Source organism: Pseudomonas sp. SJZ079, from assembly GCF_007993865.1.
Taxonomy (GTDB): Bacteria; Pseudomonadota; Gammaproteobacteria; order Pseudomonadales; family Pseudomonadaceae; genus Aquipseudomonas.
Map to the genome: position 1 here is coordinate 20205 of NZ_VIUH01000022.1, position 21507 is coordinate 41711.

Sequence of the window (21507 nt, forward strand, 5' to 3'; positions counted from 1 at the left end):
TATGCGCACCAGCTATGTTCCCCTGTCGCTGGCCCTGCTGGGGTTTGCCGCGTTTGCCGGCATCGCCTTCTGGCGCGCCCAGCAACCGTTGTTGGTCGAACAGCCACAAGTGCAGGGTCGCGTGGTGATTGCCGCTCCAATCCTGTTGGCGCTCTACGGCGGCGATCGCTTCCTTGCCGCCGACCTGGAAACGATGCGCCTAGCCGCTACAGGCATGCAGGATGGCCAGACTGATGCCAACTACCTGATCCGCGCTCAGCAGGTCGTCGCGCAACTGAATGCCTGCCATGAAGACAACTATTACCTGGCCAACGGCTTGCTCACCTGGGGTGGTGCGGTCGACGAGGGTAATCAGGTGCTGCGTGCGGCGGTGCAGTGTCGTACTTGGGATTTCATTCCAGCTTTCTTCTATGGCGTCAACCAGGCGTTCTTCCAACACGACATCGCCGAGGCGCAGCGGGTACTTGAACTGGGTGCGCAGCGCTCGTCGGCAAATGCCGCAGGCTTGCGTAAGTTGGCGGTGATGCTGCGGGCGGAAACCTTCGCCGATGAGCAGCTGGCCCTGGATTACCTGACCCAGCAGCGCGACGCCGCTAGCGACCCCAAGCTGCGCGGCATGCTCGACAAACGCGTCGTGCGCTTGCAAGGTCTGCTCGCCCTGCGCGAGGCGCAGCGTCGCTTCGAGGCGAAAAACGGTGCGCTGACTAGTCTGGAACAATTGATCGATTCCGGTTTATTGCCGGCCTTACCGGATGACCCGCTCAGGCTCGGCTACGAGTTGCGCGAGGGGCGCATCATCTTGAAAAAAATGAAGATCGCCGGCATGGAGGATCAGTCGTGAGTGCGGCACTGGAGTTTCATGGCGTCAGTCAGACCTTTAGGGTCAAGGGCAAGTCGGTGCAGGCACTGCGCGAGGTCAGCTTCGACTTGGCCGAGGGCGAGGTATTTGGCTTCGTCGGGCCCAACGGTGCTGGCAAGTCCACTACCATCAAGATCATGCTCGACCTGATCAACGACTATTCGGGCGAGGTGACGCTCTACGGCATGTCGTCGCGTAATCCTAAAGCGCGTGCAGGTATCGCGTACGTGCCTGAGTCTCCCGCACTTTACGAGCAGTTCACCCCGTTGGAAATCCTGCGCATGGGTCTGTCCATGTACGGCATCAAGCGCAAGGATGCCGACGCCTGGTGCCTGCACTGGCTGGAGCGCTTCTCCATTGCTGCTGTAGCCAAGCGACGCATCCGTGAGCTGTCCAAGGGCACTGCGCAGCGTGTGGCCTTGGCCCATGCTATGGTGGTGCAGCCCAAGCTTTTGATCCTCGATGAGCCGTTGTCCGGGCTCGATCCCGTCGGGCGCAAGGATGTGGTGGATATCCTCACCGAGTACAAACACCAGGGCGGGGCGATCTTCTTCACCTCCCATGTGCTGCACGATGTCGAGCGTATTGCCGACCGCTTCGGTTTTATCAATAAAGGCGAGTTGCTGACCGTGCGCTCGCCTCGCGAGCTGGCGGCCGAGCGGGCCGATCATATGATCGTGCGTTATAACGCCGAGCAACCCATCGCTGCGGGTGCTGTTCAGTTACGTGAGGGTGAATACGAGTGCGAGGTGACGCAGGCTGACCTGCCCGCCTTTATTGCGCAGTTGAATCAACTGGGCGGGCATCTGCTGACAGTGAAGCCCTCGGTATCGCTGGAATCCGTGTTCTTCAAGATTCTCGAAGAGGCGGCGCACAAGGTCAATTCCCCAGAGCATTCTGCGCTTGTGTCGCGCCCCGGCGTGCCTGCGTAGGACCGTAGGGTGGAATCCCCGAAGGGGCTTCCGCCGCTTGCCGCGAGCCGTGCAATGGTCCTGCTGCGGTTATAAACAAACGCCTCGCCTGGTGCGGGGCGTTTGTTATTGTGCGGCGGGCGACGGATTACGCCGTTGTGCGGCTAATCCATCCTACGGTTCGGCTCGCCAACTTAGCCGCCTCGACAAACCTATGGGGGGGCTCCAAGTTCTGGTGCTTACCAGCGTTGCGGGAGGCTTCTTGATGTATGAAATACCCGAAGGATTTCTACCGCCTGGTGGTTGACGCGATAGGGGATCAGGTAACGAGAGTCGAGCACCACCAACTCGCGGGTGCCGGGAACTCGGCCGGGGCGTCCAAGACCAGGTTGCAGCTTAAGCAGGGCGACGGCGGCAAGGATTCGTGACGCGGTTCGCTGTGCTGCGTGTGGGTCTTCAACTGCAATGAAATCGATTTCTTCGTCCAGGTTACGCAAGGCTGTCCGTAGCCACTTAATCTGCACTCACGCCCCACTTGTTGCGCAGGGCTTCGACTTCGCCGGGGCTTGCGAAGTCGCCTTTATCAGCTTCATCTAGTGCGGTTTTTATTTCCCCGATCTGCCATTCGTTCAGCTCGATGTACTCGCGAATAGCTTCGGCGGCCAGAAAAGACCTGCTTCTGTTGGTCGAGCCGGCCAGAGCATCCAGGCGGGCCTTGGTGTCTTCTTCCAGGCGGATGGTCATCGTGGTGGACATGTTGGCTCCAGCTTGTGCTTGCATGTGTACAGGCTAGCACACAAGCGATCTTGCATATGAGCCATGGTCTGGCGAACTGTCATCGCGTGGTTCGACGGATTACGCTGCTGCGCGGCTAATCCATCCTACGGGTGACTGCGGTGTGGCGTGTGCGGGGTGGCTTCGCGTAGGCGGCGGTTATCACGAAGCATCAACTCACTTACAGACTCAAACGCATCGACAAATCCACCGCCTTGACGTCTTTAGTCAACGTACCGATCGAGATGTAATCCACGCCGGTCTCGGCAATCGCCCGCAATGTGCTCTCGTTGACTCCGCCCGAGGCTTCCAGCTTGGCGCGGCCCTGGGTCAGGGCGACGGCGCGGCGCATGTCGTCGAGTGACAATTCGTCGAGCATGACGATGTCGGCGCCGGCCGCCAGGGCTTGTTGCAGTTCTTCCAGGCTTTCCACTTCGACTTCCACCGGTTTGCCGGGGGCGATGTGGTGGGCGGCTTTTACCGCTTGGGCGATGCCGCCGCAGGCGGCGATATGGTTTTCCTTGATCAGGAAGGCGTCATACAGGCCGATTCGGTGGTTGTGGCAGCCGCCGCAGGTGACCGCATATTTCTGCGCCAGACGCAGGCCGGGCAGGGTCTTGCGGGTGTCGAGCAGTTTGACCGCGGTGTCGTGCACCAGGTCGGCGTAATGCTGGCAGCGGGTAGCGACGGCAGACAGTGTCTGCAGGAAGTTCAGTGCGCTGCGCTCGCCGCTGAGCAGGGCGCGGGCCGGGCCTTCGAGGTGAAACAGGGGCTGGTTGGGCGTCACGCGTTCGCCATCGCGGACTTGCCAGTGCACAGTCACGCGCGAGTCGAGCTGGCGAAACACCGCATCGACCCAAGCCGTGCCGCAGATCACCGCGGCTTCGCGGGTAATCACGCTGGCTTGGGCCAGCCGCTCGGCAGGGATCAGCTGGGCGGTGATGTCGCCGCTGCCCATGTCCTCGGCCAGGGCGCGACGCACGTTGGCTTCGATTTCGGCGGTCAGGTTGGCGAGGATGAGGTTGGGCATGACGGGCTCCACTGTCTGAGTCGGGCGATTATAGGGATTGCCGACGACCGATGCAGCGAGATCGACAACAGTACTTGAGGTGCGAACGGAACTGCGGCTTTACCGGTGGCATGGGTGGTTGGGCGGCCGCTCTGGTTGGCGTCTGTCTCAGGAGGCCGCCTTCCGTGCATTCGTGCTATGCCATCGACCGTTGAGCAGGCCGCTGTGCTGCATCTGTGACCTGAGTCATGTATCGAGAAGATCTCGGCTGGGTGTGGAGCTGCGTCTCTCTATAATGCTTTTTTATAAAGTTGACGCCATGACTTTGACGTTACGGATGACGCTCATTGGCCGCTATGCAGCTCGGTTCGCCCAGGAGGGGCTACCTGCAGGAGACTCGCAATGAAGACTGATGCGAACGTGGTGCACCTGAACAAGGTGACCGCTGAGCTCTCGCCCACTTCGCCGGTAGGAAGACTGCCCGTGGCGCTCATTCAGGTGCGTGATAACGCTGCGCAGCGGCTCAAGCTGACGCTGCAGGCGCTGTTCGATAATGCCGACGACACGCTGTTCGACATGGCGGATCGGGCGACCAGCAATGCCGAGCAGAATGCCTTCTTCGAGGCCATGCGTGATTTGCGCTTGAAGCGTAAAAATATCGAACAGGGCTTCCTGCGTAACGTCTTGGCGTCCTTCGCCACCCTTAATCAATATGAGATCGGCAAGGCGCGGCCTCTGGATGCACTGTCGTTCGACAGCTTGTCGCTGGTACAGAACGATGAGCTGGAAGAGTCCGTGGCGATTGAGGTCATGGTCGCCAAGGTGATGAACCGTGCCAGCATGGCCTTGGGGCATCTGACCACACGACTGAATGCCATGGTCAGCAAGAAACTCGATGACAAGTCCAACCCCCTGGGGCCGGCCGTGCTCTGTGAACAGTTCCTGGAGGCGTGCAGCAGTCTGGGTGTGGAAATCAGGGTCAAGCTGATCATCCTCAAGCTGTTTGAAAAATATGTATTGGCCGACCTCGATCAGCTTTACGCCGAGGCCAATCAAGCCCTGACCGTCGCCGGCGTGCTGCCGGAGTTGAAGTCGACGCCGCTGCCGCGTAACCCTGGACGTGCGGTTAGCCCAGCGCGAGCTGCTGGCGCGGAGTCTCCGCCGCAGCTGGATGGCGGCGAGTACATGGACGAGGGTGTGCAGGAAGTCTTCGGCGCCCTGCAGGAATTGCTCTCGCAGGCGCGCGGCAGCGTTGCGCCGCGACGTAGTGCGCCGTCGGCCGATGCGCGGCCGATCTCCAGTGGCGATCTGATGCGCCTGCTCTCGCATATGCAGCAGCGTGCACCTGCCCAGCTGAGCGATGAGTTCGACCTGCGCGAACAGCTTGAACAGCTGCTCAGTCGCGCCAGCGCCAAGAGCGGCAAGGCGCGGGTGGTTGGCGAGGTGGATGAGGACGTCATCAACCTGGTGTCGATGCTGTTCGAGTTCATCCTCGACGACCGCACCCTGCCGGATTCGCTGAAAGCCTTGATCGGGCGCTTGCAGATTCCGATGCTCAAGGTGGCCGTGCTCGACAAGACCTTCTTCAGTCGCGGCAGCCACCCCGCGCGTCGTTTGCTCAATGAAATTGCCTCGGCCGCTCTCGGCTGGGGTGAGCAGGACGATACCCAGCGCGACAGCCTGTATCAGAAGATCGACAGCGTGGTGCAGCGTTTGCTCAACGACTTTGTCGATGATCCGCTGATTTTCTCCGAGTTACTGGCCGAGTTTCTCGCCTTTAGCGGGGACGAGCGGCGCCGTAGCGAGTTGCTCGAGCAGCGCACGCGCGATGCCGAGGAGGGCAGCGCCAAAGCCGAATTGGCCCGGCGCCAGGTCGAGCAGGCACTGAATGAGCGTCTGCTGGGCAAGAAGTTGCCGGAGGTGGTGGTGCGCCTGCTGCAAGAAGGCTGGAGCAAGGTGCTGATGCTCAGCTGTTTGAAGCACGGCGCGGAGTCGGCGCAGTGGCAGGCGGCGTTGGCCACCATGGATGACTTGATCTGGAGCGTGGCGCCGCACGATGACCCGCAAGCGCGCGTGCGTTTGCTTGAACTGGTACCTGGAATGCTCAAGGCGCTGCGCGAAGGCATGGCCGGCGCGGCGTTCGATCCGTTCGTCAGCAGTAGTTTCTTCAATCAGCTGGAGGCCTTGCATGTGCAAGCTTTCCAGCGCTTCAAGCGAGATCTGGTCGAAGCTGAAAAGCCGGCTGCGAGTGAGATTGAGGCTCAACAGCCTGCCAGCCTGGCTGAGGCTGGGATCGACTTGCCGCTACTCGAGCTACCTCCGGCCGACGAGTCGGAAGCGCCCGCCATGGTCGAGGTGGTCGAAGAAATCGTCCTCTTGGTGCCGGGTGAAAGCCGCGAGGCTGAAGTCTGTCTGGCGGATGACGACGAAGCCCTGCTGCGGGTGGACAACCTGCGGGTCGGCAGTTGGGTCGAGTTTCAGGAAGACGAAGAGCACAAGCTGCGCTGCAAACTGGCCGCGGTGATCAAGCCGACCGGCAAGTTTATTTTCGTCAACCGGACCGGCATGAAGGTGCTGGAGAAGACCCGGATGGGCCTGGCTGTGGAGTTTCGCCGCAATGCCATCCGCTTGCTCGACGATGCACTGCTGTTCGACCGCGCCCTGGAGTCGGTGATTGGCAACCTGCGCCGACTCAAGGGCGTCTGACTCGGTTGCAGCTGCGCAAATTTCGGCTACAGACAAAAGCTCGCGAAGGAGCGGTTCCAAAATAAAGTCTCTTCGAGGCAGAACCGCGGTTGGCAGGCAAGCGCAGCAGCCATGTAGGCTGGGTTAGCGGCGCATGTTAGCGGCGTGTCAGCGACAGAATGCTTCGAGCGCCGCGTAACCCAGCAAGGCATCATCGCTTTCACCGGCCAATGCTGGGTTACGTCGCTTCGGATTCGGCTGCTTGACCGGATCACCGCGCAGGCGTCTCACCCAGCTTGCGACTCCGATGGATATTTCTGATAGGGCACAGGAGCAAGCCCGCGGCTGCAGGTTTTTGCCCAGGTGTTTCCTGCAACGGCTGCCACCGGCCTGACCAAGAGCCTTCCACGAGGCTTACGGGTGGGTAAGGCTGGGCTCGCTGGCAGGGGCTGGCAAGCAACCCTTGGCCCAGTTGCTCGGCTACTCTAGAGTGGAGGCTCATTCAAGGAGCCGCTATGCAACTGGATGTCACCAGTGGTTGGTGTCAAGGCGTTCGCCATTGCCCTTCACCTAACTTCAATGCACGCCCGCAGGGGGAGGTCTCTCTGCTGGTGATCCATAACATCAGTCTGCCGCCGGGGCAGTTCGGCACTGGCAAGGTTCAAGAGTTCTTCCTGAATCGCCTGGCTGCCGACGAACACCCTTATTTTGCCGAGATCGCGACCCTGCAGGTGTCGGCGCATTTTCTGATCGAGCGAGATGGCGCCGTTACCCAGTTCGTCTCCTGCAGCGAGCGCGCCTGGCATGCTGGGCAATCCTGCTTCGCCGGGCGAGAGAACTGCAACGACTTCTCCCTTGGCATCGAGCTGGAAGGCACCGATGAGCTGCCGTTCAGCGACGCGCAATACACCGCCCTGGCGGAACTGGTCGGCGAGTTGCAGGGCGCGTATCCGGCACTGACCCAAGAGCGTATCTGCGGGCACAGTGACATCGCCCCGGCGCGCAAGACGGACCCCGGTCCGGCGTTCGATTGGCAGCGCTTGCGCACCGCGTTGATCAATACAAAGGAGGGTTTATGAGCTTTCTGGTGTTACTGCTGGTGCTCTGGGTCGAGAAGTTTTCCGCATGGCGCAGCGCAATCCAGCAGGACGGCCCCTGGCTGCGACTGCTGGCCAAAGCCGAACGGCAAGCGGACTTTATCGAGAGTCCGTGGCTGGTGATGGTGTTGATGGTGGGGTTGCCGCTGCTGGCGTTGGCGTTGGTGTTGACTCTGCTGGAACCTGTGGCCTACGGCTGGCTGGCATTGCCGGTGCATTTGCTGGTGCTGATTTACAGCCTGGGGCGCGGTGACCTGCTGGCGTCGCTCGGGCCGTTTCGCGACAGCTGGCGCCGTGGCGATGGCGAGGCGGCGTACATCGTGGCGCGTCGCGACCTGGCCGTCGAGGCCGAGGAAGAAGGCGCGCTGCTGAAGAGTGTGCAGGGCTATTTGCTGTGGCAGGCCTACCAGGGTTTGTTTGCCGTTATTTTCTGGTATGCGCTGCTGGGGCCTCTGGCTGCCTTGGCTTACCGGCTGCTGGCCCTGATGGCCGAACATGCCGAGCAGGAGGTCATCCGCGAGCGCGCGGTGCAACTGCGGCATGCCTTCGACTGGTTGCCGGTGCGCATGCTGGCGGCGAGTTTTGCTTTGGTCGGCAACTTCGTCGCGGTCAGCCGTGCCTTGCTGCATGAGTTGTTGAGCTGGGATATTTCTGCGGCGCAGTTGGTGATCAATGTCGGCCGTGCGGCCAACGATACACCCGAGCCGGTGATCGGCGAGGCGGGCGTCAGCAGCCTGGATGGCCTATGGCAGTTGCTGGTGCGCGCCGCGGTGCTCTGGTACACGGTATTTGCTCTGTGGGCGCTGTTCTTTTAGCAGGCCGTTGAAAAACTACCTAGGTTGCCGATACGGCGTTTAAAGCAGCCTGTCAGACCTAGTGTTGGGTGGTCCGCTCAGCCCATGACCGCAGCCCGTAAGTAGGGCGACGAGTGCGGCTTACCGGCTGCGCCACTCAGTCCCATAGCCAGGCGGCGCCGCGCACGCCGCTGGAGTCGCCGTGCTTGGCCGGCAGCAGGCGGGTGTTGACCTGGTCGGAAAACACATAGCGTTGTAGCAGCGGCGGTACTTGGGCATACAGCGCGGCAATATTCGACAGGCCGCCGCCGAGCACTATGACGTGCGGATCGAGCAGGTTGATCACCGATGCCAGACCGCGGGCCAGCTGATCGCAATACAGCGCCACGGCCTGCAGGGCAGCCGGGTCGCCGGTGTTGGCAGCGGCGACTATGCCGCTGGCGTCCAGCTGCAAACCTCTGCGTGCGGCCCAGCCAGGGCCCGACAGAAAGGTCTCTATGCAGTCGTCTTGCCCGCAGTAGCAGCGCCGGCTCGGTCCATCGGCATGGCTTCGCCAGGGCAGCGGGTTGTGCCCCCATTCACCGGCAATTGCATTGGGCCCAGCGAGCAGTCGGCCGTGGATGACCAGGCCACCACCGACGCCGGTGCCGAGAATGACGCCGAATACACTATTTGCCCCAGCCCCGGCGCCATCACTGGCCTCGGACAGGGCGAGGCAGTCGGCGTCGTTGGCCAGCCGCAGCGGACGTTGCAGCAGCTGTTCCAAGTCGCCTTGCAGGTCATGGCCGATCAGGCAGGTGGAGTTGGCGTTCTTGATCCTTCCGTGATCCGGTGAGCGGTTGCCGGGGATGCCAATGCCGACGCTACCGCGCATGCCGAGTTCGCGTTCGGCGTGCTCAACCAGGCCGGCAATACTCGCCAGGGTTTGCCGGTAATCGCCCTGCGGCGTGGCGACGCGCTGGCGCCAGCGTTGCTCGCCGTTGTCCAGGGCGATCAGCTCTATTTTGCTGCCGCCGAGGTCGATACCGAGGCGTAAAGAACCGTGCATGCTTAACCTTTAGTTACAGAGATTGGTGCCGATAGCGGGTATATAAGCATGCCGTGCTCGACAAATGCTCTGTGCGTATTGCCTGCGCTGATTTGCCAGTATTTCTCATGCTGATTCGAGCGCCTTTGGTCAAGCGCCAAGGGACGTCCAGGCCTTAGCCTGAGATGCTCGGCGGCCGACCTCGAAACGTTACACCACAATAATTATTAGGACGGGAGACGTCTTGTGAAGAGCGTGTTGTATCCGGCTATCGCGTTAATGAACCGTCTCAGCTTCGGCATGAAGTTCAGCTTGATCAGCGTCTTGTTTTTTCTGCCGATGCTGGTCACCAACTTCTACCTGGTGCGCGACTCCTATCGGCAGTTCGTCAGTACCCAGGCGGCATTGGAAAGCCTCGACCTGCTGGGTGAGACGCTCTCCCTGCGCCGCGACCTGGAAAGCTACGCCGACCTGGTACAGATCAATGCGGTGATTGGTCAGTCAGGTAATGCGGGCGATCTGGAAAGTCGCCTGGAGCAGCTGCAGCGCGCCTTGGGTGAGACCCTAAAAGGCTTACAGCCGGTCGCGCACGAGGCCGAACAGGTCGAAGAGTTCGCCAGCAAGCGCGACGAAATGATCGGCAAACTGCAAGCAGTGCAGAGCGAAACATCCTTGCAGGGAAAATCCGCGATAGCCGAAAAGCTGTTGGGCAGCTCGCAGGTCTTTATCAAACTGGTCGCCAGCCAGGCGGGCTTGAGTCAGGATCGCCAGCGTGAAGTGCGGCAGATGACCGAACTGATCACCAGCGTTACTCCGATTATCACCGCTCCATTAAGTGAAGGGCGGGCAATAGGCGCCTACTCGCTGGCCCAGGGCTTTCTCAACTCGGCAGCTAGTACCCAGTTCGATGAGCTGCTGCTGGAGCTGGAAAAGCTGCATGCCGAATACGGCTTGAACCTGCAAGAAGCCCTGAACAGCAGCCCGGCGGCTCGTGCCGCCTTGGAACGCCTGGCCACTGCCAGTCAGGCCACCCTGAAGGACAGCGCTGCGTTGTTCGAAGACAAGGTGGTGATCGCCGATACCCTGGACATGCCGTGGAATCAGTTCTACGACGAAGTCACTGAGGTGATGGGCAAGACCTACGAGTTCAACGACGCGGTGCTGGTGTTCCTCGATCAACAACTGCAGGCGCGTCTGCAGGAAAACCGCGAGCAGATGCTGCTGCTGGTGGTCGCGCTGGTGGTGGTGTTCCTGCTGATCGTCTACCTCTATAGCGGCTTCTACGTGTCGACCCGCACCACCCTGAAGAGCCTGGGCCAGGTCATGAATAAAGTGGCGGCCGGCGACATGACCGTGAGCTTCAAGCCGCAGAGTCGCGATGAGCTGGGCGAGTTGGGCGAGGTATTCAATCAAACCGTGGTGAAGATTCACGACCTGATCGAGCGCGTCGGTCAGACCGTCACCGAGGTCGAGCGCCAGGCCGACCGCGTGGAAGTGGTCTCTGGTGAGAGCAATCAGGCGGTCGCCGGTCAGCGCAGCCAGATCGAGCAGGTGGCGACGGCGATGAATCAGATGTCTGCCACCGCCCAGGAGGTCGCGCGCAGCGCCGCCGCGGCAGTCAACAGCGCGCAGAGCGTCAATCAGGAAACCGTCAACGGGCGTGTCCTGGTCGAAGCTCAGGTCGGCAGCATCCAGCGGCTGGCTGGTGAGATCGACCAGTCGGTGGAGGTGATCAATCAACTGGCCAGTGATAGCGCTTCGATCAGTCAGGTGCTGGACGTGATCAAGGGCATCGCCGAGCAGACCAACTTGTTGGCGCTGAATGCCGCCATCGAAGCGGCGCGGGCCGGCGAGCAGGGCCGCGGCTTTGCCGTGGTGGCCGACGAGGTGCGCAACCTGGCCAAGCGTACTCAGCAGTCCACCGAGCAGATCGAGGCGATGATCGACAAGCTGCAAGGGGGTGTCGGGGCGGCGGTGAAGACCATGAGCGTGAGTCATCAGATGGCTGACGGCACAGTTAGCGAGTCGGGCAAGGTGCAGCAGGCGCTGGAGAATATCCTCGGCGCGGTGGGCATGATCGTCGACCAGAGCCAGCAAATCGCCGCGGCCGCCGAGCAGCAAACGGCGGTGGCGCACGACATCGACCAGAATATCGTCGAGATCAACCATGCCGGTGAACGCACCGCCGAGGGTGCCAGCCAAACCGAACAGGCCAGTCGCGAGCTATCCGAGTTGGTGTCGCGCTTGAAGCAGCTGATTGGCGCGTTCCGCGTCTGAGGTTGCTTGTGCAGGCTCACGAGGCCCGCCATATGGCGGGCCTCATGCATTTTAAGGGGGCGCCGCTCGACGATTGTCGGCGGGGCCTTGGCCGCGACGCTGTGCTGTGGCCGCCTCGGCACGTAGCCCGGATGCAATCCGGGGCTTGTGCTGCAAACCCTGAGGGCTTCCGGATTGCCGCCGGGCTACGGCGGTGTGTCGAGGCGCCAGGCAAACAGCTCGGCGGCGTTACGGCTGCTGGCCGCGGCCAGCTCATCGGCTTCGAGACCCATCAACTGGGCTAGGGCGCTGCAGATGTCCGGCAGGTGTTCCGGGCTGTTGCGCTGCTGCGGGTGCATGGCCGGGGCCATGTCCGGGGCGTCGGTTTCCAGCACCACGGCGTCCAGCGGCAGTTGCGCCACCACCTTGCGTAGGCGCAGCGCCTGCGGCCAGGTCGGCGCGCCGCCGAGACCGAGCTTGAAGCCCAGCTTGAGGTACTCGCGCGCTTCCTCGGGGCTGCCGGCGAAGGCGTGGATGATGCCTGCGCGCTTGAGCCTGTAGCGTTTCAGCGTGGCAATGCTGGCGGCGTGGGCGCGACGCACATGCAGCAGGGCGGGCAGTTCGAACTCGGCGGCCAGCTTGAGTTGGGCCTCGAACAGCACCTGCTGGCGCTGGTGATCGAGGTTTTCCAGGTAATAGTCGAGGCCGAATTCGCCCACCGCGCACAGCTGAGGGTGGCCGGCCAGGCGTTGCAGCCAGTCGCGCAGCTCGCCCAGGTGTTCGGGTCGATGCTGCTGCAGATAGACCGGGTGCAGGCCGAAGGCGGCATGCAGGCTGGGCTCGCTCTGCACCAGGCGCCACAGGCGCTGCCAGTTACCCTGGTAGACGCCGAGCACCACCATGCGCTCGACCCCCAGGCCACGGCTGCGCTGCAGCAGCTCGTCGCGATCGGCGTCGAAGTCGGGGAAGTCGAGGTGCGTGTGGGTGTCGATCAGGCGCATGCTCGGATGATACGCCGACCGCTTGTTGTGCAGGAACCGCGGGCCGGCGATGGCCGCAGTTTTACCGTGGTTGGGCGTCGCGGCGATTCTTGAGGATACGCGGGATGGCTTCCACGCCGGGTTGGTAGTCGTCCTGCTCGAGGGCGCGCAGAACCCACTGCAGTACCCGCTCGGCAATCTGCTCATGTTGTTGGGAGATCGCATTGACCCGCAGCGGCATGAAATCCAGCAGCTGGGTATCGCCGAACGTGGCCAGGCGCAGCTCGGCTAAACCCTGCGGGGCATGTTGCTGCAGGGCATCGAAAACGCCCTGCAGCAGTACATAGGCCGTGGTGATCAGGGCGTCGGGCAGCGGCGCGTCGCGGTGCAGCAGGGCGTGCATCTGCCGGTAGCCGGATTCGCGGCTGAATTGCTCGGCATGGCTGACGCTGACGCTGCCCTGATAGCCGACCAAGGCTTCACGAAACCCCTGCTCGCGGGCCTGACTGATCGGCAGCTCCGCCCGGGCGCCAATCAGCGCGATATGCCGTGGCGCGGGCGTGAGCAGGCTGCGCGTCAGCAGCGCGCCGGCCTGGCGGTCGTCGCTGACCACCGAGCGGATGCGTGCGGGGTCGAGGGCACGGTCGACGGCGATCACCGGCACGCCGCTCTCGACCAGCTGCGGGTAAGCGGGGTCGCTTTGCGGCAGGCAGCTGGCGACGATCAAGGCATCGCAGCGCCGCGAGCGGAACAGCTCGAGCAGCTGGCGCTCGCTGTCCGGATCATCGTCGGAGCTGGCGATCAGCAGTTGGTAGCCGGCCGCGCGCGCGCGCTGCTCGAGCAACTTGGCCAGGCGTGCATAACTGGGGTTCTCCAGGTCGGGCAGGATAAAGCCCAGGCTGCGACTCTGCCCGCGGCGCAGTCCGGCGGCCTGAGGGTCGGGGCGATAGCCGTGGGCTTCGACGACCGCCTGCACCCGTGCCACGGTGGCAGGGCTTATCCGCCGTTGCACGGCCTGGCCGTTGATCACATAACTCGCGGTGGTGACGGAGACCCCTGCCAGGCGAGCTATATCGGAAAGCTTCAAGGTAATGGTCCTGAGCGGGGCGGCTGACGATCGGGCTTCAAGGATCGCCGATTATGGAGTAACGTGCCAGTTCTTGATGAAACGATTCAGCAAGCGGCTTTGTTAGCTATCCTTGTGGGTGGCTGGGGCCGCCTGCGTTAGCCCGCCTCACCTGCCAGAGGAGAACGTCATGCTCGAGTTGAATGCCGAACAGATCCAGATGGGCCGTAGAGCCACAGACAAACTGGCGGCGCTGGCGCTGCTCGCCGACGGCCTGGTCAGCGACGGCCTGGTGGCGCCCGGCTACCTGGGCGGCATGCTGACGCGCGAAGCACAAGGCTCGACCTACCTGGGGCAGGGCATCGCGATTCCCCACGGCACGCCGGAAACCCGTGATCAGGTGTTTCACACCGGGGTGCGCCTGATGCAGTTTCCCGACGGGGTCGACTGGGGCGACGGGCAGCGCGTGTACCTGGCGATTGCGATTGCCGCGCACTCCGACGAACACCTGCGCCTGCTGCAACTGCTGACCCGGGCCTTGGGCGAGGGCGATCTCAGCCAGGCGCTACGTGAGGCGCAGGATGCCGAGGCGATAGTCGCCTTGCTGCAGGGCGCGCCTCAGGAGCTGGCGCTGGACAGCCAGTTGATCGGCCTGGGCGTGGCGGCCGAAGATTTCGACGAGTTGCTCTGGCAAGGTGCGCGTCTGTTGAAGAAGGCCGGTTGTGCCAGTGCCGGCTTGGCCAACGGCCTGCTGCAGGGTGAGCCACTGCCGCTGGGGGACGGGCTCTGGTGGGTGCACAGTGAACAGGCCGTGCTGCGGCCCGGTCTGGCCTTCGTTACCCCGACCGAGCCGCTGCGCCTGAATGGTCAGAGGGTGAACGGCCTGTTCTGCCTGGCCAGTCTCGGCGAGGCGCACCGGCAGTTGCTCGAACGTCTCTGCGACCTGCTCATCGAAGGGCGCGGCGCGGCATTCAGCCAGGCCACCAGCAGCCGCACCGTGCTCGAGGCGCTGGGCGGCGATGTACCTGCCGACTGGCCGATGCGGCGGGTGACCTTGGCCAACACCCATGGTTTGCATGCGCGCCCGGCCAAGGCGCTGACCGAGATTGCCCAGGCGTTCGCCGGCGAGGTGCGCGTGCGCCTGGCCGGCGAGCCCGGGCGCGGGGTGTCGGTCAAGAGCCTGAGCAAGTTGCTCGCCCTGGGCGCCCAGCGTGGCCAGGAATTGGAGTTCAGCGCCGAGCCGGCCATCGCCGCCGATGCCCTGGCGGCACTGGAAGCCGCCGTGCAGTCGGGGCTGGGGGAAACCCTGGAACCTTTGCCGGCGTCCGCCGAACCGCCAGCGCTCAGCGTCGTGGCCGAACCTCGTCCCGAGCCCGGCGCGTCACCCAAGCTGCAAGCGCCGGTAGCGGGGGCTAGGCTGCAGGCGGTCGCCGCAGCGCCGGGTATCGCCATAGGTCCGGCCCTAGTGCGGGTGCCGCAGACCTTCGAGTATGCGCAGCATGGCCAGGGCCTGGTCGTCGAACGCCAGCGCCTGGCCACGGCGCTGGAGCAGGTGGACGCGGATATCCAGCGGCTGGTCGAGTCGAGCGACGACGTCAACGTGCGCGATATCTTCATCACCCACCAGGCGATGCTGCGCGATCCCGCCTTGCGCGAAGACGTCGAGGCGCACCTGGCCGAGGGGCTGGGCGCCGAAGCCGCCTGGCTGGCCGAGACCGAAGCCGCCGCGCAGCAGCAGGAGGCCTTGCATGATGCGCTGCTGGCCGAACGCGCCGCCGACTTGCGTGACATCGGCCGCCGCGTGCTGGCGCACCTCTGCGGCGTCGACAGCCTGAGCGAGCCGGATGAGCCCTACATCCTGGTGATGGACGAGGTGGCGCCCTCGGATGTCGCCAGCCTCAACCGTCGGCGCGTGGCCGGGATTCTCACCGCGCGCGGCGGGGCCACCGCACACAGCGCAATCATCGCCCGCGCGCTGGGCATTCCGGCGGTAGTGGGCGCCGGTGAGGCGGTGCTGGCCCTGGCGCAGCGCACCGAATTATTGCTCGATGGCGATCACGGCCTGGTGCGCGTCGCACCCGATCGGCAGACCCTGGAGCAGGCCGAGCGCGAACGCGAAGTCAGGCAACAGCGTCAACAGCGCGCGCATGCCGAACGCCTGCGCCCGGCGATCACCAGCGACGGCCACGCGGTCGAAATCGCGGCGAATATCGGTGCCAGCGACAAAACCGCCGAGGCCGTCGAGTTGGGCGCCGAAGGCATCGGCCTGCTGCGTACCGAGCTGGTGTTCATGGCGCACGCGCAGGCGCCGGACCAGGCGGCCCAGGAAGTCGAATACCGCCGTGTGCTGGCTGCCCTCGACGGCCGGCCGCTGGTGGTGCGCACCCTGGATGTCGGCGGCGACAAACCCTTGCCGTACTGGCCGATGCCGGCGGAGGAGAATCCTTTTCTCGGCGTGCGCGGCATTCGTCTGAGCCTGCAACGCCCGGAAATGCTCGAGGTCCAGCTGCGGGCCTTGTTGACCTCGGCCGAGGGCCGGCCGCTGCGGATCATGTTCCCCATGGTCGGCGGCGTCGAAGAGTGGCGGGCGGCGCGTGACATGGCGCTGCGCCTGCGCGAGGAGATCCCGGTCGCCGACCTGCAGCTGGGCATCATGGTCGAGGTGCCGTCGGCGGCCCTGCTGGCGCCGGTGCTGGCGCGCGAGGTGGACTTCTTCAGTATCGGCACCAACGACCTGACCCAATACACCCTGGCCATCGACCGCGGGCACCCGACCCTGTCGGCCCAGGCCGATGGTCTGCACCCGGCGGTGCTGCGCCTGATCGGCATGACCGTCGAGGCGGCGCATGCGCACGGCAAATGGGTCGGGGTGTGCGGCGAACTGGCCTGCGACATGCTCGCCGTGCCGCTGCTGGTCGGTCTTGGCGTGGACGAGTTGAGTGTCTCGGCGCGGGCCATTGCTCTGGTCAAGGCGCGCGTGCGCGAGCTCGACTTCCGCCACAGTCAGGCCTTGGCGCAGCAGGCCCTGGGCCTGGAAAGCGGCGCGGCGGTGCGCGCCCTGGTCGAGGAGACGCGCTGATGGCTCGCATCCTCACGCTGACCCTGAATCCGGCGCTGGACCTGACCGTGCGCCTCGAGCGCTTGCAGCCGGGCGCGGTCAACCGCAGCCAGGGCCTGAGCAGTCACGCCGCCGGCAAGGGTCTGAATGTGGCCCAGGTGCTGGCCGACCTCGGGCACAAGGTCACGGTCAGCGGCTTTCTCGGCGCGGCCAACCCGCAGGCGTTCGAGGCGCTGTTCGACCGACGGGGCTTCGTCGATGCCTTCGTCCGGGTGCCGGGAGAGACCCGCTGCAATATCAAGCTGGCCGAGGACGACGGGCGCATCACCGACCTCAACGGTCCGGGGCCGCGCGTCGAGGCACGCCACCAGGCCGAGCTGCTCGAGCGGCTCGAACAGATCGCCGTCGGCCATGACGCCGTGGTGGTCGCCGGTAGCCTGCCGCAGGGCGTCAGCCCCGAGTGGTTCGCCGCGTTGCTGCGTCGGCTCAAGGCGTTCGGCTTGCCGCTGGCGCTCGACAGCAGCGGCGCCGCGTTGCGCGCCGGCCTGGCCGTCAAACCCTGGCTGATCAAGCCGAATGAGGACGAGCTGGCCGAACTCTGCGGAGTCTCGGCCGCTGCGCAGGATGAGCTGCAAGCGGCCGCGTTGCGCCTGCGCGCCGAGGGCGTCGAGCACGTCCTGCTGTCGCGCGGTGCGGCGGGGGTCTGCTGGTTCGGTCCGGATATCGCGCTGCAGGCGCAGCCGCCGCGGGTCGCGGTGGTCAGTACGGTGGGTGCCGGCGACTCGCTGCTCGCCGCCACCCTGCACGGCCTGCTCAGTGGTTGGCCGGCCGAGCGCTGCCTGCGCCTGGCCACCGCGATCGCCGCCCAGGCAGTGACCCAGCTCGGTTTTGGTATTCATGACAGGGAGCAACTGGCGCGTCTGCAAGCCGCTGTCACAGTCGCATCCCTGGCTTAAAACAATAAGAGGTCGTTCCCCATGAATCTGCTGATCGTTACCGCCTGCCCCAATGGCATGGTTACCAGCGTGCTCTGTTCGCGCCTGCTGGAGGGCGCCGCGCAACGCCTGGGCTGGTCCACTCGCGTCGAGGTGCATGATCCCAAGGCCATCGGCTCGCCGTTGAGCGAGGCCGACATCGCCGCCGCCGAGCTGGTGGTGGTGGTCAAGACCGGCGACCTGTCGTTGCAACGTTTCGTCGGCAAACGCCTGCTGCAGTCGACCCCCGCCGAGGCGTTGCAGGACCCGCAGCGCTTCCTGCGTGAAGCCAACGAGCACGCCACCGTGCTGCAGCAGGCCGAACCGCTCGCTGCACCCGCTGCTCGGCCGCGTCTGGTGGCGGTGACCGCTTGTCCGACTGGGGTGGCGCACACCTTCATGGCCGCCGAGGCCTTGCAGCAGGCCGCGGCAAAGCTCGGCTATGAGCTGCAGGTGGAAACTCGCGGCTCGGTGGGCGCACGCAATCTGCTGGATGACGCGGTGATAGCCGCCGCCGATGCGGTGCTGCTGGCCGTGGATATCGAGGTCGATACCGCGCGCTTCGCCGGCAAGAAGGTGCTGCGTTGCGGCACCGGCGTGGCGCTCAAACAACCTGAACAGTGCCTCAAGCGTGCCTTGGCCGAAGCGCAGCTGTTGCCCGCCGATGCTCAGGCCGAGGCGTCACAGGCGAGCAAGCCCGCCGGGCAGGGCGGGCCCTACAAGCACTTGCTCACCGGGGTGTCTTACATGCTGCCGATGGTGGTGGCCGGTGGCTTGTTGATCGCCCTGTCGTTCGTCTTCGGCATCGAGGCGTTCAAGGAGAAGGGCAGCCTGGCCGCGGTGCTGATGCAGATCGGCGGCGATGCCGCGTTCAAGCTGATGGTGCCGGTGCTGGCGGGTTATATCGCCTACTCGATTGCCGACCGCCCCGGCCTGGCGCCGGGGATGATCGGCGGGCTGCTGGCCAGCACCCTGGGCGCGGGGTTTATCGGCGGCATCATCGCCGGGTTCCTCGCCGGCTATGCCGCGCGCGGGCTGAATCGCTGGCTGCAATTGCCGGCCAGCGTCGAGGCGCTCAAGCCGATCCTGATCATTCCGCTGCTGGCCAGCCTGTTTACCGGCCTGGTGATGATCTACCTGGTCGGCAAGCCGGTGGCGGGCATGCTCGCAGGGCTGACCGCTTTCCTCGACGGCATGGGCAGCACCAACGCCATCCTCCTCGGCCTGCTGCTCGGCGGCATGATGTGCGTCGACCTCGGCGGGCCGATCAACAAGGCCGCCTATGCCTTCTCCGTCGGCCTGCTGGCGTCGCAGAGCTACGCACCGATGGCGGCGACCATGGCCGCCGGCATGGTGCCGCCGCTCGGCATGGCCATCGCCAGCCTGCTGGCCCGGCACAAGTTCGCCCAGAGCGAGCGCGAGGCCGGTAAAGCGGCCGGGGTGCTGGGGCTGTGTTTCATCTCAGAGGGCGCGATCCCCTTCGCCGCCAAGGACCCGTTCCGGGTGATTCCGGCGAGCATCGCCGGCGGCGCCCTGACCGGTGCGCTGTCGATGTATTTCGGCTGCAAGCTGATGGCGCCGCATGGCGGCCTGTTCGTGCTGCTGATCCCCAATGCGATCAACCATGCGGCGCTGTACCTGCTGGCCATCGTCGCCGGCAGTCTGCTGACCGGGGTGGTCTATGCGCTGATCAAGCGCGGCGAGGCGGTGGAGCTGGTGGTGGCAGGGACTAAGGCCTAGCAGGGTCATTGTTCTGGCGGCTAGGTTCCATGCTCGTGGTTACTGTCATCCGCTATCCTCGGGGGAGAAGAGATCGGCACATGACTTCACAGGGAGGTGAAGCATGCCCAAAAGCACCCAACGGCCTACCGCCGAACAGCGCGAATTTGCCAGGCAGCTGCGTCATGAGTCGACTGACTGCGAGCGACTACTCTGGCAACGCCTGAGAAACCGTCAACTCGGCGACCTGAAATTCAGGCGCCAGTATCCGCTACCACCCTATGTGCTGGATTTCTATTGCGCAGCGCTGTGCTTGGCGGTCGAGTTGGATGGTGGGCAGCATTTTGCCGATGAAGCATTGCGCAAGGACGCCGAACGCAGCCGTTATCTAGAACGGCACGGGGTGCGGGTGCTGCGCTTCAGTAATCGGGAGGTGTTGTTGCAGATAGCGGAGGTGTTGGCGGAGATCCTGCGTCAGGCCGAGATCGCTGCCCCTCACCCCAGCCCTCTCCCCGGAGGGTAGAGGGAGTCGACCGGGTGAAGCCGATAATTGCAGTCTGTCTGTTGGCTCTTAGCCAGGTCCCATCACCGAAGGGATGAGGGCGTCGACCGCGTAGAGCCAGCTTGCCGCGATCCTACTGCCGCCACTGACCAACCCCCTCTCCTTTTTAGGGAGAGGGCTGGGGTGAGGGTCATGACCGCACAGCCGATCAATGATGCTCGCGGGTGGCGCGGAATTTCACATCTGGCCAGCGCTCTTCCATCAGCGCCAGGTTGACCCGGGTCGGGGCCAGGTAGGTGAGGTGACCGCCGCCGTCGACCGAGAGGTTCTCCACCGCCTTGGTCTTGAATTCCTCGAGCTTCTTCTTGTCCGCGCACTCGATCCAGCGCGCCGACCAGACGTTGATCGGCTCGTAGCCGCATTCCACCTTGTATTCGCCCTTCAGGCGGCTGGCAACCACGTCGAACTGCAGCACGCCGACCGCACCGAGGATGATGTCGTTGCTGCGCTCGGGGAAGAACACCTGGGTGGCGCCTTCCTCGGCCAGCTGTTGCAAGCCCTGGCGCAGTTGCTTGGATTTCAGCGGGTCTTTCAGGCGTACGCGGCGGAACAGTTCCGGGGCGAAGTGCGGGATACCGGTGAAACCCAGGCTTTCGCCTTCGCTGAAGGTGTCGCCGATCTGGATGGTGCCGTGGTTGTGCAGGCCGATGATGTCGCCAGCGTAGGCCTCTACGAGCATTTCGCGCTCGCTGGAGAAAAAGGTCAGGGCATCGCCGATGCGCACGTCCTTGCCGGTGCGCACATGGCGCATCTTCATGCCTTGGCTGTACTTGCCCGAGCAGATACGCATAAAGGCGATGCGGTCGCGGTGCTTGGGGTCCATGTTCGCCTGGATCTTGAACACGAAGCCGCTGAAGGTCTCTTCGACCGGCGCCACCACGCGTTCATGCGCCGCGCGCTCGAGGGGCTTGGGCGCCCAGTCGACCACGGCGTCGAGCACATGGTCGACACCGAAGTTGCCCAGCGCGGTGCCGAAGAATACCGGGGTCATCTGGCCGTCGAGGAACTCCTGCCGATCGAACTCATGGCAGGCGCCTTGCACCAGTTCCAGCTGCTCGAGGAAACGCTCATATTCGTCGCCCAGGTGGGCGCGGGCCTCGTCGGAGTCGAGGTGCTGGATGATCTTGGTTTCGGTGCGCTCGTGGCCGTGGCCCGGGGTGTAGACGATGATGTAGTCGTCGGCCAGGTGATACACGCCCTTGAAGTCGCGGTAGCAACCAATCGGCCAGGTGATCGGCGCGGCCTTGATCTTCAACACCGCCTCGATTTCGTCGAGCAGGTCGATCGGGTCGCGGATGTCGCGGTCGAGTTTGTTGACGAAGCTGACGATCGGCGTATCGCGCAGGCGGCACACGTCCATCAGGGCGATGGTGCGCGGCTCCACACCCTTACCGCCGTCGAGCACCATCAGTGCGCTGTCCACCGCGGTCAGGGTGCGGTAGGTGTCTTCCGAGAAGTCTTCGTGACCGGGGGTGTCGAGCAGGTTGATCATGTGCTCGCGGTAGGGGAATTGCATCACCGAGGTGGTGATGGAGATGCCGCGCTGCTTCTCCATCTCCATCCAGTCGCTGGTGGCATGGCGGTCGGACTTGCGCGACTTCACCGTACCGGCGACGGCGATCGCCTTGCCCATCAGCAGGAGCTTCTCGGTGATGGTGGTTTTACCCGCATCGGGGTGGGAAATGATGGCGAAAGTACGGCGCTTGGCGACTTCGGCGGCCTGAGTGGTCATGGAG

At 64.1% G+C, this 21507-nt stretch carries 17 protein-coding genes and 1 pseudogene; 11 read left to right on the plus strand and 7 right to left on the minus strand.

All coding sequences use genetic code 11. The features are described from left to right. Position 1: 1 nt before the first annotated feature. Positions 2–841 (plus strand): hypothetical protein, encoded by an 840-nt coding sequence (locus FBY03_RS17800; RefSeq protein WP_147173694.1) that lies wholly within the window; start codon positions 2–4, stop codon positions 839–841. Beyond that, positions 838–1791: an ABC transporter ATP-binding protein gene (locus tag FBY03_RS17805; protein ID WP_147173695.1), complete on the plus strand. Its 954-nt coding sequence runs from the start codon at positions 838–840 to the stop codon at positions 1789–1791. The genes FBY03_RS17800 and FBY03_RS17805 overlap by 4 nt, the downstream gene beginning before the upstream one ends. A gap of 218 nt (positions 1792–2009) precedes the next feature. Here the strand turns inward: FBY03_RS17805 and FBY03_RS17810 are convergent, their stop codons facing one another. The 3 genes from FBY03_RS17810 to nadC all read right to left on the minus strand — a co-directional run bounded on the left by FBY03_RS17810 (position 2010) and on the right by nadC (position 3574). Beyond that, positions 2010–2267, minus strand: coding sequence for a type II toxin-antitoxin system RelE/ParE family toxin (locus FBY03_RS17810; RefSeq protein WP_256677974.1), 258 nt, complete (start codon positions 2265–2267; stop codon positions 2010–2012). 16 nt (positions 2268–2283) lie between these two features. After that, positions 2284–2526: a CopG family ribbon-helix-helix protein gene (locus tag FBY03_RS17815; protein ID WP_147173697.1), complete on the minus strand. Its 243-nt coding sequence runs from the start codon at positions 2524–2526 to the stop codon at positions 2284–2286. Positions 2527–2725: 199 nt separating this feature from the next. Next, on the minus strand, positions 2726–3574 hold the full coding sequence (gene nadC / locus FBY03_RS17820) for a carboxylating nicotinate-nucleotide diphosphorylase (RefSeq protein ID WP_147173698.1): 849 nt from the start codon (positions 3572–3574) through the stop codon (positions 2726–2728). 381 nt (positions 3575–3955) lie between these two features. On the opposite strand from nadC, the gene FBY03_RS17825 reads away from it, so the two are divergent. The 3 genes from FBY03_RS17825 (at position 3956) to ampE (ending at position 8150) form a co-directional block, all read left to right on the plus strand. Further along, entirely contained in the window at positions 3956–6259 is a 2304-nt protein-coding gene (locus FBY03_RS17825; protein WP_147173699.1) for a DUF1631 domain-containing protein, read from the plus strand. 494 nt (positions 6260–6753) lie between these two features. After that, entirely contained in the window at positions 6754–7317 is a 564-nt protein-coding gene (gene ampD / locus FBY03_RS17830) for a 1,6-anhydro-N-acetylmuramyl-L-alanine amidase AmpD (RefSeq protein ID WP_147173700.1), read from the plus strand. Then, positions 7314–8150, plus strand: a complete 837-nt coding sequence (gene ampE, locus FBY03_RS17835) for a regulatory signaling modulator protein AmpE (RefSeq protein ID WP_147173701.1) — start codon at positions 7314–7316, stop codon at positions 8148–8150. Before ampD ends, ampE begins: the two co-directional genes overlap by 4 nt. A 136-nt stretch (positions 8151–8286) precedes the next feature. On the opposite strand, the gene FBY03_RS17840 is transcribed toward ampE, so the two are convergent. Continuing rightward, positions 8287–9177, minus strand: coding sequence for an ROK family protein (locus tag FBY03_RS17840; protein ID WP_147173702.1), 891 nt, complete (start codon positions 9175–9177; stop codon positions 8287–8289). A gap of 1194 nt (positions 9178–10371) precedes the next feature. Here FBY03_RS17840 and FBY03_RS23560 point away from each other — a divergent pair. After that, a pseudogene (locus FBY03_RS23560) lies at positions 10372–10575 on the plus strand (HAMP domain-containing protein); the annotation flags it as partial. A 153-nt stretch (positions 10576–10728) separates the two neighbouring features. Continuing rightward, complete coding sequence (locus FBY03_RS23565) at positions 10729–11433, plus strand: methyl-accepting chemotaxis protein (RefSeq protein ID WP_371920791.1); 705 nt, start codon at positions 10729–10731, stop codon at positions 11431–11433. Positions 11434–11618: 185 nt separating this feature from the next. Here the strand turns inward: FBY03_RS23565 and FBY03_RS17850 are convergent, their stop codons facing one another. Beyond that, a complete protein-coding gene (locus tag FBY03_RS17850) occupies positions 11619–12413 on the minus strand; it encodes a TatD family hydrolase (protein ID WP_147173704.1) in 795 nt (264 codons plus the stop codon). 61 nt (positions 12414–12474) lie between these two features. After that, the gene (cra, locus tag FBY03_RS17855; protein ID WP_147173705.1) at positions 12475–13479 is read right to left on the minus strand and encodes a catabolite repressor/activator; all 1005 of its coding nucleotides are present in this window, start codon (positions 13477–13479) and stop codon (positions 12475–12477) included. A gap of 169 nt (positions 13480–13648) precedes the next feature. Here cra and ptsP point away from each other — a divergent pair, with 169 nt between their 5' ends. The 4 genes from ptsP (at position 13649) to FBY03_RS17875 (ending at position 19732) form a co-directional block, all read left to right on the plus strand. Continuing rightward, the gene (gene ptsP, locus FBY03_RS17860; protein ID WP_147173706.1) at positions 13649–16537 is read left to right on the plus strand and encodes a phosphoenolpyruvate--protein phosphotransferase; all 2889 of its coding nucleotides are present in this window, start codon (positions 13649–13651) and stop codon (positions 16535–16537) included. Beyond that, the gene (pfkB, locus tag FBY03_RS17865; RefSeq protein WP_147173707.1) at positions 16537–17472 is read left to right on the plus strand and encodes a 1-phosphofructokinase; all 936 of its coding nucleotides are present in this window, start codon (positions 16537–16539) and stop codon (positions 17470–17472) included. Before ptsP ends, pfkB begins: the two co-directional genes overlap by 1 nt. Before the next feature lie 21 nt (positions 17473–17493). Next, positions 17494–19230 (plus strand): fructose-specific PTS transporter subunit EIIC, encoded by a 1737-nt coding sequence (locus tag FBY03_RS17870; protein ID WP_147173708.1) that lies wholly within the window; start codon positions 17494–17496, stop codon positions 19228–19230. 103 nt (positions 19231–19333) lie between these two features. Next, the gene (locus tag FBY03_RS17875; RefSeq protein ID WP_147173709.1) at positions 19334–19732 is read left to right on the plus strand and encodes an endonuclease domain-containing protein; all 399 of its coding nucleotides are present in this window, start codon (positions 19334–19336) and stop codon (positions 19730–19732) included. Between the two features lie 187 nt (positions 19733–19919). On the opposite strand, the gene FBY03_RS17880 is transcribed toward FBY03_RS17875, so the two are convergent. Continuing rightward, positions 19920–21503, minus strand: a complete 1584-nt coding sequence (locus tag FBY03_RS17880; protein WP_147173710.1) for a peptide chain release factor 3 — start codon at positions 21501–21503, stop codon at positions 19920–19922. Positions 21504–21507 lie beyond the last annotated feature (4 nt).

Excerpts from the sequence above, each read along its gene's own strand:
- FBY03_RS17800 (WP_147173694.1), top strand. The coding sequence starts at position 2 with ATGCGCACCAGCTATGTTCCCCTGTCGCTGGCCCTGCTGGGGTTTGCC.
- FBY03_RS17815 (WP_147173697.1), bottom strand. The coding sequence starts at position 2,526 with ATGTCCACCACGATGACCATCCGCCTGGAAGAAGACACCAAGGCCCGC.
- nadC (WP_147173698.1), bottom strand. The coding sequence starts at position 3,574 with ATGCCCAACCTCATCCTCGCCAACCTGACCGCCGAAATCGAAGCCAAC.
- FBY03_RS17825 (WP_147173699.1), top strand. The coding sequence starts at position 3,956 with ATGAAGACTGATGCGAACGTGGTGCACCTGAACAAGGTGACCGCTGAG.
- ampD (WP_147173700.1), top strand. The coding sequence starts at position 6,754 with ATGCAACTGGATGTCACCAGTGGTTGGTGTCAAGGCGTTCGCCATTGC.
- ampE (WP_147173701.1), top strand. The coding sequence starts at position 7,314 with ATGAGCTTTCTGGTGTTACTGCTGGTGCTCTGGGTCGAGAAGTTTTCC.
- FBY03_RS17840 (WP_147173702.1), bottom strand. The coding sequence starts at position 9,177 with ATGCACGGTTCTTTACGCCTCGGTATCGACCTCGGCGGCAGCAAAATA.
- FBY03_RS23565 (WP_371920791.1), top strand. The coding sequence starts at position 10,729 with ATGTCTGCCACCGCCCAGGAGGTCGCGCGCAGCGCCGCCGCGGCAGTC.
- FBY03_RS17850 (WP_147173704.1), bottom strand. The coding sequence starts at position 12,413 with ATGCGCCTGATCGACACCCACACGCACCTCGACTTCCCCGACTTCGAC.
- ptsP (WP_147173706.1), top strand. The coding sequence starts at position 13,649 with ATGCTCGAGTTGAATGCCGAACAGATCCAGATGGGCCGTAGAGCCACA.
- pfkB (WP_147173707.1), top strand. The coding sequence starts at position 16,537 with ATGGCTCGCATCCTCACGCTGACCCTGAATCCGGCGCTGGACCTGACC.
- FBY03_RS17870 (WP_147173708.1), top strand. The coding sequence starts at position 17,494 with ATGAATCTGCTGATCGTTACCGCCTGCCCCAATGGCATGGTTACCAGC.
- FBY03_RS17875 (WP_147173709.1), top strand. The coding sequence starts at position 19,334 with ATGCCCAAAAGCACCCAACGGCCTACCGCCGAACAGCGCGAATTTGCC.
- FBY03_RS17880 (WP_147173710.1), bottom strand. The coding sequence starts at position 21,503 with ATGACCACTCAGGCCGCCGAAGTCGCCAAGCGCCGTACTTTCGCCATC.